This window comes from Rickettsia endosymbiont of Ixodes scapularis, assembly GCF_000160735.1.
GTDB lineage: Bacteria > Pseudomonadota > Alphaproteobacteria > Rickettsiales > Rickettsiaceae > Rickettsia > Rickettsia tamurae.
In genome coordinates this window covers 1,398,721-1,408,980 of sequence record NZ_CM000770.1, presented here as the reverse complement: position 1 = coordinate 1,408,980, position 10,260 = coordinate 1,398,721, and the positions used below count along the sequence as shown (strand labels likewise).

Sequence of the window (10,260 nt, the reverse complement as noted above, 5' to 3'; positions counted from 1 at the left end):
CAAATATGAATTCATCATCAAAGAAGATTTTCAATTAGTAAGCTATAGTCAATTTATAAAAATAATAGGTCCACATTTCCCCCTATTAGTACTAATATTCAATTCTATTTTGGATCAGTGTGACGGACTCTCTTTTGTAGATTCAAGTAGTATAGAGGTATGTAAGAGATACCGTATTTCAATGAATAAAGTGTTCGCCGGCATAGCAGCAAGCAGTAAGACAACAAAAGGTTGGTTCTATGGACTTAAACTACATCTAATAATTAATAGAGCCGGTGGTATAGTTAAAGCATCTTTTAGCCCTGGCAATAAGGATGATAGAAAACAGCTGGAACTGATAATCAAAAATCTTTTTGGTAAAGTATTCGGAGATCGTGGTTATATTTCGCAACAATTATTTCTACAACTTTTAGAGCAAGGAATTTTTATGGTAACTAGGGTAAAGAAAAATATGAAAAATAAACTTATGTCTATGTTGGATAAAATATTATTGCTTAAAAAAGCATTAATAGAATCTGTGTTTAGTAAAATTAAACTATTGGGGAAGTTTGAGCATTCAAGGCATAGATCAGTTACAAATGCCTTTGTGCATATGGTTGCAGCACTGATAAATTATCAAATGTCTGATAATAAACCTTCTATTACATCTCTCTTGATATGCTAAATCCTATGCTATATTAATTCGAAACTTGCGTTCTTTAAATCTGTTGTAATGCTAGCCAAAGATGCAACACGTATAGTTTTCTTAATATTATTACTAGTATGTGGGTCTAATTTTTGTTCTACCTTCATAAGTCATTATGTAGGTATATACATATATCAATTCGATTTATCAATGATCTCTCCTATAGAAAATGATAGCTTAAAGCCTTTATGGTTACTTAATTTTCCTAATATTATTTCTAATGATAAAATCGTATTTAGTAGTATTATCTTAGGCTTTATTTCCTCAAAATTTTGTGCTGAAGTTGCAATTGGATTGGCTTTCAAGATAGAAGTATTTGTTGCAAAAATATTGCGATTGTTTATCTATGTAATCCCCTTATTTATAATGGGCTTTATCGTAAAACTACAGTTTGATGAAGTATTAAGTATAATTATTAAAGATTATATGTTTATTTTTGTGACAATCGCATTTGCTCAGTTTGGCTATATCTTTCTTGCTTATTTTATTTTAAGTAACTGTCGAGTTAAGGAATTCATAGCTAGCCTTAGTAATATGATGCCAGCGTCTATAAGTGGATTTAGTGCAATGTCTAGTGTAGTAAGTATGCCACTTAGTATAATAGGAGCGGAAAATAATACAAATAATAAAGCACTCGCTCGTACCGTTGTACCAATAACAGTAAATATTCATCTTGTTGGCGATTGTTTCGCCATACGGATTTTGGCTTATGCCATACTAAAGAGTTATGGATTAGCTGAACCTACTTTATTTAATTATCTTATTTTTACTTTTTATTTTGTATTGGCAAAATTTTCAGTAGCAGCCATACCAGGTGGCGGAATTATTGTAATGCTCCCTATACTTGAACAATATCTAGGTTTTAATACTAATATGATGTCGCTGATTACAGCTCTTTATATCTTGTTTGATCCTGTGATCACTTGTGCTAATGTTTTAGGAAATGGTGCTTTTGTTAAACTGATAGATAATATATTAGTGTAACTCAGAAAGCTTAATTTAAGCAAATTTGCATGGATTAAGTCATGTCCCACCGTGAGCATTGATAAATATTTCAGCAATAGGATGAGGTTTCTTAAAATACTCTAGGTTCTTGCATGCGGGAAATTAAATTATTTGTATTTTTAGATATTTTTGAGCAAAAATTAATAAGAACGCAAGAACCTAATATCTCTCTTTCTTTCAACCCGAATTCTGGATTAAAAGAGGTAGGAATGGAAGTATTTACAAGGGATAGAAGATATTCTATATAAGTTTTTAGCAAAAAAACAAGAATATCCCCTTGAAGAAAGATATTACCGCATTATTTTATTTTGTCGATGATTTTTGTAAAGTTGCTGAATATTGGATTAGTCGGTCTTTTTTACCAATTAGCAATAAAAAACCTACAAGAGAGTCTAAGATAAGCCATTCTGAGCTATTAACAATAGTACTTTTATATCATCAATCACCTTGTAAAAACTTTAAATATTTTTATATGTCCTATCTACAATTATATAAATCTGAATTTGTAACTCTTCCATCATATACTCGTTTTATAGCTTTAAAACCCAGAATTCTAACGTATTTAGTTTTATTGCTTGAATGGTATATGTATCAATCTCAACCTACCGGAGTCTCTTATATTGATGCAACATCTTTAGCAATTTGTCATCCAATTGGAATGCCTTCGTCCATATTCTTGTTGCTTACTGTATGAAATCTAACAAACCAGCTATATCTAAAAATTATCTAATCCAGAATTGAGGTTTTTAAAGTAATTGTTGAATTATCTATATTTGATAAATTAGATATTTGTGTCCCTTGAATTATTATTTTAATATTAATTAACGCGAGTTTCGTATTAAGATGCCTAAATTATGGTTAATGAATATGCTATAATGCTTATCCTTTCAAGGTTTGTAAGAGGTGTGACAAGTTTTACAATTTAATAGTTATAGTCAAAAAAGACAATTTACTAAAAATTTATGCAGTTTTAAGTACATTTTATAACAAAAACAATATTACTAATATCCTCGTAACCCAGTTACTATCAGCTATTCAGTTCCTCTATTAATACGAAACTTGCGTTAATTAGATAATTGATTTAAAAGAGAAAAAGTATATAATCTTTGTGTGGAAAGTTATATATTGGTAATAAATTATGATGTGGTTATTAATTGCGATTGGTTTAACCGTTGCGGTTCTTATTATAGGGGTAGTGTCGATGGCTATCGGAGGAAAGTTTAATAAGAAATTTAGTTCAAAGCTAATGACTTTAAGAGTTTTTTTTCAGGCAGTCGCCATATTTTTATTGATTATAATATATTTTTATAAAGTTAATTTATAAATGCCTGAAAATAACTCAAAAAGCTACTTAATCGATTTCTCTCATTTCTTCACGTAATTCTTCCCATTTGTCTAAAATTTCTTCTAATGTAACTTCTCCGACTTTTTTCTCTTCATCTTCAAAGTCCTTTAAATCTCTAATCAGTTTCTCTAGCTTTAATAATGAAATTTTTTTTTCATTATACTGATCGCTACAATGTTCTTCGAGTTGTTCGGCAATTTCTTCAATATCACCCCAATACATTACTATTCCTCTTTAATTTTATGCAAGCCTTATTTTTATTAACATGTTATCTGATATTTGCTATTATTTTTTACTAAATATTATTAATTCGACAAATTATTGCAAATAGGTGAGTTTATTATGCAACTATTGCCGGAATTAGGCAGGTTTGCTTTCTTTACATTTTGGTGATTTTATGGTATATTAAAATAAAATATTAAGATTTAATTATGTCAATATTACCGATAGTAAAGGCACCTGATGAAAGATTAAAGCAGAAATCTCAGCCGGTTTTAGAGTTTACCGATCAAACACGAAAATTTATGGATGATATGATTAAAACTATGTACCATGAAGACGGTGCAGGGCTTGCAGCAGTGCAAGTAGGGGTATTGAAACGTATTTTAGTAATTGATATAAAAGATCATGATTCGGTAGAAAGACCAAAAGATTTGTATCCGCTTTTTATAGTGAATCCTGAAATAATAGAAAAATCAGAAGAGCTAGTTACGGCTAACGAAGGTTGTATCTCATTACCGGAGCAACGTATTGAGGTGGCAAGACCGGAATCTATAAAGATTAGGTATTTAGACTATCATAATAAGCAACAAGAGCTTGAGGCAAATGATTGGCTTGCAAGAGTTATCCAGCATGAGTATGATCATTTAGAAGGTAAGCTTATGATTGATTATTTAAGTAATTTGAAACGAGATGTAGTACTTCGTAAGCTTAAGAAACTCAAAAATAATATAGTGTGAAAGTAATCTTTATGGGAACGCCTGAATTCGCCGTTCCCGCTTTTAAAAAACTTATAACTCATCATGAAGTTAGAGCTGTTTTTACCCAGCAATCTAAAGCTAAGGGCAGAGGACTTAACTTAGCTAAATCTCCCATACATCAATTAGCATTTGAGCATCAAATTCCTGTTTATACTCCTTCTACTCTTCGTAATGATGAAATAATAAATCGAATTAATAAAGTTAATGCTGATATTATAGTTGTTATTGCATATGGTTTTATTGTGCCGAAAGCTATATTAGAAGCTAAAAAATACGGCTGTCTTAATATCCATCCATCCGATTTGCCTCGCCACAGAGGAGCGGCTCCTCTGCAGCGTACTATTATAGAGGGCGACCGGAAAAGTAGCGTATGTATTATGCGTATGGATGCAGGGCTTGATACAGGTGATATATTGATGAAAGAAGATTTTAATTTAGAAGAAAGAACAACATTGGAAGAATTGTATAATAAATGTGCAAACCTCGGAGCGGAGTTATTAATTAAAACACTTGCAAATATCGATAATATAGTACCGATAAAACAGTCAAGCGACGGTATTACGTATGCTCATAAACTAACAAAGGAAGAAGGAAAGATTAATTGGCATGAATCCGCATATAAAATAGATTGTAAAATAAGGGGGATGAATCCTTGGCCCGGAGCATATTTTAGTTATAATGATAAAATAATTAAAATCCTTGAAGCAGAATATTTAAATACGGATCATCACTTTACTTCCGGTACCGTTATTAGCGATAAGCTGGAAATAGCTTGTGGAAGCGGTATATTGCGAGTGAAAAAACTTCAGCAAGAGAGTAAAAAAGCTTTGAATATAGAAGAATTTTTACGTGGTACAAATATTTTAAAAGATACAGTATTAAAATAAGAGTATTATTATGGGTGAAGATAAAAAAGAAGTTAGCTTTAATGATAATTTAGACGTTAAGGAGTTTACCTCAAAGCTTGAAAAGAATAGTGATATTTATTTTGTAAAAAGAAAAGTAATTAATATAGTAGATGATGAAGTAGAGGATCAAACTAAGCTACTTACGGAAACTCAATTTCTTGTGAAAAAAACTCCACACGGTAAAACATCTCAATATGAAATTAGCGGCTTTATTAACAAAGCCGGCGAACATATAAACGATTCAAAACAAATAAAACAAATTTCAAAATTATACGCTCATGCCGAATTTGCTGATTTACAGAAAAATGTTTTAGGTAAATTTGATAAGAACGGTAATTTAAGTATAACTAAAGATTTTGAAATTGATGAAAATCTAGTCTTTAGAAAAGGCGGTAAATTATTGTTTGTTAAAACTCAAAGCGGTTTGATAAACAGAGAAGGAGAAATGAAAGCAGTAAATCATGTTTTATAAAAAGGCAGGTTCTTTTTTGAAGATTTAGGCGGTAAGGTAGATACAAAATTAGGGACCACAAGTCTAAACAAAAAGCCGGCAAAGCCTACTTTAAAAAGAGGTTTAAATAACTTTAAGCTCCTTCATGAAAAATAAAATTAAAATTATTTGAAATTAGTGTTTGACAAGCTTTAGAAATATAGATATAAAATCATCACACAAAGTTTGAAACGTAAAACTTTGTAGCTGTTTAAAAAGTTGATAAAGCTAAAAACTAAATACACCGCGATAATAAAAATTTATATCGTGAGTAGATACTGAAAATAATTGTGAAATTAATTCTGTATGCATCGTGTAATCTCAAGTTAAAAGCGTAAGTAAATATAATAAGAGCATTTGGTGGATGCCTTGGCACTAGAAGGCGATGAAGGACGTAATACGCTGCGATAAGCTTCGGGGAGTTGCGAATAAACTTTGATCCGAAGATTTCCGAATGGGGAAAACCCACCTAATTTATTAGGTATTGTATAGTGAATACATAGCTATATGAGGCAAACCCAGCGAACTGAAATATCTAAGTAGCTGGAGGAAAGGACATCAACCGAGACTCCGTTAGTAGTGACGAGCGAACGCGGACCAGGCCAGTGGCTTCAAAAAATAACTAAAACAACATGGAAAGGTTGACCATAGAGGGTGATAGTCCCGTATAGGTAAAAAGATTGAAGTCCTTGAGTAAGGCGGGACACGTGAAATCCTGTTTGAACATAGGGGGACCACCCTCTAAGCCTAAGTACTCTCTAGTGACCGATAGTGAACAAGTACCGTGAGGGAAAGGTGAAAAGTACCCCGACAAGGGGAGTGAAATAGTATCTGAAACCAAATGCTTACAAGCAGTCGGAGCAAGCGTATTTATATGTCTTGTGACGGCGTACCTTTTGTATAATGGGTCAGCGACTTAGTTTATCTAGCAAGCTTAAGCCGTTAGGTGTAGGCGTAGCGAAAGCGAGTCTGAATAGGGCGTTTAGTTAGATGAATTAGACCCGAAACCGGGTGATCTAGCCATGGCCAGGTTGAAAGCGGAGTAAAATCCACTGAAGGACCGAACCCACTACTGTTGAAAAAGTAGGGGATGAGCTGTGGTTAGGGGTGAAAGGCCAATCAAACTCGGATATAGCTGGTTCTCCGCGAAATCTATTTAGGTAGAGCGTTATAGTGATTACCGTCGAAGGTAGAGCACTGAATGAGCTAGGGGGTCCCACAGACTTACCAAACTCAATCAAACTCCGAATGTCGACGAGTACAGCATAGCAGACAGACTATGGGTGCTAAGGTCCATAGTCGAGAGGGAAAAAGCCCAGACCGCCATCTAAGGTCCCTAAATCATGACTAAGTGTTAAAGGATGTGAGAAGACCAAAACAACTAGGATGTTGGCTTAGAAGCAGCCATCATTTAAAGAAAGCGTAATAGCTCACTAGTCTAAATAAGTTTTCTTGCGCCAACAATGTAACGGGGCTCAAGTCTATGTACCGAAGATGCGGATTTATGCATTTGACATAAATGGTAGCGGAGCGTTCCGTAAGCCTGCGAAGGTGAACTGTAAGGTTTGCTGGAGGTATCGGAAGTGAGAATGCTGACATAAGTAGCGATAAAGAATGTGAGAAACATTCTCGCCGAAAGTCCAAGGGTTCTTGCGTAAAGTTAATCTGCGCAAGGTTAGTCGGCCCCTAAGATGAGGCTGAAAGGCGTAATCGATGGGAATCAGGTTAATATTCCTGAACCTGAAGGATGTGACGAAAATAGTAAATTGTACAGTCTTATTGGATTGATTGTGCAGTGAATATTTCCCAGGAAATAACACCTTCATTATAGACCGTACCCAAAACCGACACAGGTGGACAGGTAGAGTATACCAAGGCGCTTGAGAGAACGATGCTGAAGGAACTAGGCAAATTGCATCTGTAACTTCGGAAGAAAGATGACCTGTATATGGGCAACCATGTGCAGGTGGCACAAGCTAGGGGGTAGCGACTGTTTATTAAAAACACAGGGCTCTGCAAAGTCAATAGACGACGTATAGGGTCTGACGCCTGCCCAGTGCTGGAAGATTAAAAGGAGGGGTGCGAGCTCTGAATTGAAGTCCCAGTGAACGGCGGCCGTAACTATGACGGTCCTAAGGTAGCGAAATTCCTTGTCGGGTAAGTTCCGACCCGCACGAATGGCGTAACGATTTCCCCACTGTCTCCAGTATCGACTCAGCGAAATTGAATTCTCCGTGAAGATGCGGAGTTCCTGCGGTCAGACGGAAAGACCCCGTGAACCTTTACTATAGCTTTGCACTGGTGTTAGGAATCAGATGTGCAGGATAGGTGGGAGACTACGAAGCGAAGGTGTCAGCCTTTGTGGAGTCATCATTGAGATACCACCCTTTTGGTTCTTGACATCTAACCGAGATCCTTGAATCAGGATCCGAGACAATGCATGGTGGGTAGTTTGACTGGGGCGGTCGCCTCCCAAAGAGTAACGGAGGCGCGCGATGGTTAGCTCAGGTTGGTCGGAAATCAACTTTTAGAGTGCAATGGCATAAGCTAGCCTGACTGCGAGTCTGACAAGACGAGCAGAGACGAAAGTCGGTCATAGTGATCCGGTGGTCCCGAGTGGAAGGGCCATCGCTCAACGAATAAAAGGTACTCCGGGGATAACAGGCTGATGATTTCCAAGCGTCCATAGCGACGAAATCGTTTGGCACCTCGATGTCGGCTCATCACATCCTGGGGCTGGAGAAGGTCCCAAGGGTTCGGCTGTTCGCCGATTAAAGTGGTACGTGAGCTGGGTTTAGAACGTCGTGAGACAGTTCGGTCCCTATCTGCCGTGGGTGTAGGAAGTTTGAGAGGATCTGCCTTTAGTACGAGAGGACCGAGGTGGACGTACCCCTGGTGGACCAGTTGTCATGCCAATGGCACAGCTGGGTAGCTAAGTACGGAAGGGATAACCGCTGAATGCATCTAAGCAGGAAACCCACCTCAAAACTAGACTTCCCCATTAGAGCCGTGGAAGACCACCACGTTGATAGGTCGGGTGTGGAAGCACAGTAATGTGTGTAGCTAACCGATACTAATAGCTCGATTGATTTACTTTGCTGTGAGATTACATATGCATATAGTGTTAATTCTATAAAAATGTAGTATCAACTCACAAAGTTATCAGGTTAAATTAGCTTTATCAATGAATAAAAATGTTGTTGCATGACCAATGTCATACCGTGGCTTGACCATGGTATCCAGTAAAAATTATTTTGCTGAGTATCGTAGTAAAAGTTAAGATATGATGTTAAGACTTTTTTTGAGTTGTGCAATAACATTAACAGCAAACTATAATACAAGTCTATCTTTTTAAAAGTTTGTATTGCTAGCTTGGTGGTTATAGCATGAGTGAAACACACGATCCCATCCCGAACTCGAACGTGAAACCTCATAGCGCTAATGGTACTATGTCATAAGGCATGGGAGAGTAAGTCGCTGCCAAGCTTGCAATGCAAATAGGGTCTGTCAAATTTTTTGTGTAAGTACGATTTCTCCATTTGCCCAATTTTGTAAATTAGTATCACAAAGTATAGCAAATTGATTTAAAGCCATGGCCCAATTCTTAATAGGCATTGTCCATTTTTTAGAAGCATTTGTCAATGCTAAAAAGATTATTTTCTGAATCGATTTATCATCTGGAAATACCCCCTTATTTTTTATAATTTTACGAATTTGACGGTTAGTTGATTCAATAGCATTAGTAGTGTAAATCGCCTTTCTAATGTCTTCCGGAAAGCTAAAGAACGGAGCTATTCCAGACCAATTTCTCTGCCATATATCAAAAATAACTGGATATTTTTCATCCCATTTTTTAGCAAAATTTTGTAATTCTCTTAATCCCTCTGCTTCATTTATTGCAGAATAAACTGCCTTTAAATCAGCTGTTACCAATTTTAAATCTTTATATGATACGTATTTTACAGAGTTTCTTACCATATGAACAATACACAGTTGTACTGTGGTTTTTGGGAAAATGCTATTTATTGCTTCTGGAAAACCTTTAAGACCATCAACACACGCAACATATATTTGTTCTACACCACGATTCTTCAGTTCTGTTACTACTTGCATCCAAAATTTAGATCCTTCATTCTTGCCTATCCAAATACCTAATAGTTCCTTCTTGCCTTCTATATTCACGCCAATATCTAGATAAACTGCTTTATTTATTATTATATGATTGTCTCTTGCCTTAACATGAATACAATCTACATTATAGGATATACACTATCAAGTGCTCTATTCTGCCACGCAGTAACTTCCTCTAAAATGCCATCAGTTACCTTTGATATTAACTCAGATGATACTTTGGTGGCATATAGTTCTTCTAAGTGCCCTTGTATTTCTCGAATAGTCATTCCCCTAGCATATAAAGATATTACTTTATCATCAAATCCTTCAAATCTCCTTACTCCTTTTGGAATTAGTTGAGGTTCAAATTCTCCTTCCCGATCCCTTGGCACTTCTACTATCAATTTACGACCCTCGGAATCTATTAGAGTCTTTTCATAATTGCCATTACGTCTATTATCTGACTCCTTGGTATTCTTAGAATGCTTCTCATAACCTATATGAGATTCCATTTCTTTTTCTAAAATCTTATTTACTATCTGCTTTTTAATTTCCTGAAATATTCCTTCTTTGCCAAATATCTCAGATGGATCACTTTGTGATAGTATTTCTGATACTACTTTTTCTATAGTCGGATTTGATACTTTACTCTTATTCTTCATATTAGCCTCATGTAAGTTGTTTTAATTAATTTTATTCTTAACTATTTTTATAACTTACACAAACTTTCTGAC

7 protein-coding genes, 2 rRNA genes and 3 pseudogenes are annotated in these 10,260 nt (G+C 35.4%); 10 read left to right on the top strand and 2 right to left on the bottom strand.

What is annotated here, in order from left to right; genetic code table 11:
- Window positions 1-13: 13 nt before the first annotated feature.
- The 5 genes and pseudogenes from REIS_RS07060 (at window position 14) to REIS_RS07040 (ending at window position 3,014) form a co-directional block, all read left to right on the top strand.
- Window positions 14-664 carry an IS982 family transposase gene (locus REIS_RS07060; RefSeq protein ID WP_371256172.1) on the top strand — a complete coding sequence of 217 codons (651 nt, stop codon included), beginning with the start codon at window positions 14-16 and terminating at the stop codon, window positions 662-664.
- A 171-nt stretch (window positions 665-835) separates the two neighbouring features.
- On the top strand, window positions 836-1,669 hold the full coding sequence (locus REIS_RS13030; RefSeq protein WP_081819115.1) for a cation:dicarboxylate symporter family transporter: 834 nt from the start codon (window positions 836-838) through the stop codon (window positions 1,667-1,669).
- Window positions 1,670-1,782: 113 nt separating this feature from the next.
- A complete protein-coding gene (locus REIS_RS15865) occupies window positions 1,783-1,938 on the top strand; it encodes a hypothetical protein (protein ID WP_008580616.1) in 156 nt (51 codons plus the stop codon).
- Between the two features lie 29 nt (window positions 1,939-1,967).
- Window positions 1,968-2,339, top strand: a pseudogene (locus REIS_RS07045) (IS982 family transposase); the annotation flags it as partial.
- A 489-nt stretch (window positions 2,340-2,828) separates the two neighbouring features.
- On the top strand, window positions 2,829-3,014 hold the full coding sequence (locus REIS_RS07040) for a twin transmembrane helix small protein (RefSeq protein WP_008580611.1): 186 nt from the start codon (window positions 2,829-2,831) through the stop codon (window positions 3,012-3,014).
- Between the two features lie 27 nt (window positions 3,015-3,041).
- Here REIS_RS07040 and iscX read toward each other — a convergent pair whose 3' ends face one another.
- Complete coding sequence (gene iscX, locus REIS_RS07035; RefSeq protein WP_008580608.1) at window positions 3,042-3,257, bottom strand: Fe-S cluster assembly protein IscX; 216 nt, start codon at window positions 3,255-3,257, stop codon at window positions 3,042-3,044.
- Window positions 3,258-3,466: 209 nt separating this feature from the next.
- Between iscX and def the strand changes: the two genes are divergently transcribed.
- The 5 genes and pseudogenes from def to rrf all read left to right on the top strand — a co-directional run bounded on the left by def (window position 3,467) and on the right by rrf (window position 8,899).
- Window positions 3,467-3,994, top strand: coding sequence for a peptide deformylase (gene def, locus REIS_RS07030; protein WP_008580605.1), 528 nt, complete (start codon window positions 3,467-3,469; stop codon window positions 3,992-3,994).
- Entirely contained in the window at window positions 3,991-4,902 is a 912-nt protein-coding gene (gene fmt, locus REIS_RS07025) for a methionyl-tRNA formyltransferase (protein WP_008580601.1), read from the top strand. The genes def and fmt overlap by 4 nt, the downstream gene beginning before the upstream one ends.
- A gap of 181 nt (window positions 4,903-5,083) precedes the next feature.
- Window positions 5,084-5,530, top strand: a pseudogene (locus tag REIS_RS07020) (hypothetical protein).
- Between the two features lie 219 nt (window positions 5,531-5,749).
- A 23S ribosomal RNA gene (locus tag REIS_RS07015) occupies window positions 5,750-8,511 on the top strand.
- A gap of 273 nt (window positions 8,512-8,784) precedes the next feature.
- Window positions 8,785-8,899: ribosomal RNA gene (gene rrf / locus REIS_RS07010) — 5S ribosomal RNA — on the top strand.
- A 21-nt stretch (window positions 8,900-8,920) separates the two neighbouring features.
- Here the strand turns inward: rrf and REIS_RS07005 are convergent.
- A pseudogene (locus REIS_RS07005) lies at window positions 8,921-10,188 on the bottom strand (IS256 family transposase).
- Window positions 10,189-10,260 lie beyond the last annotated feature (72 nt).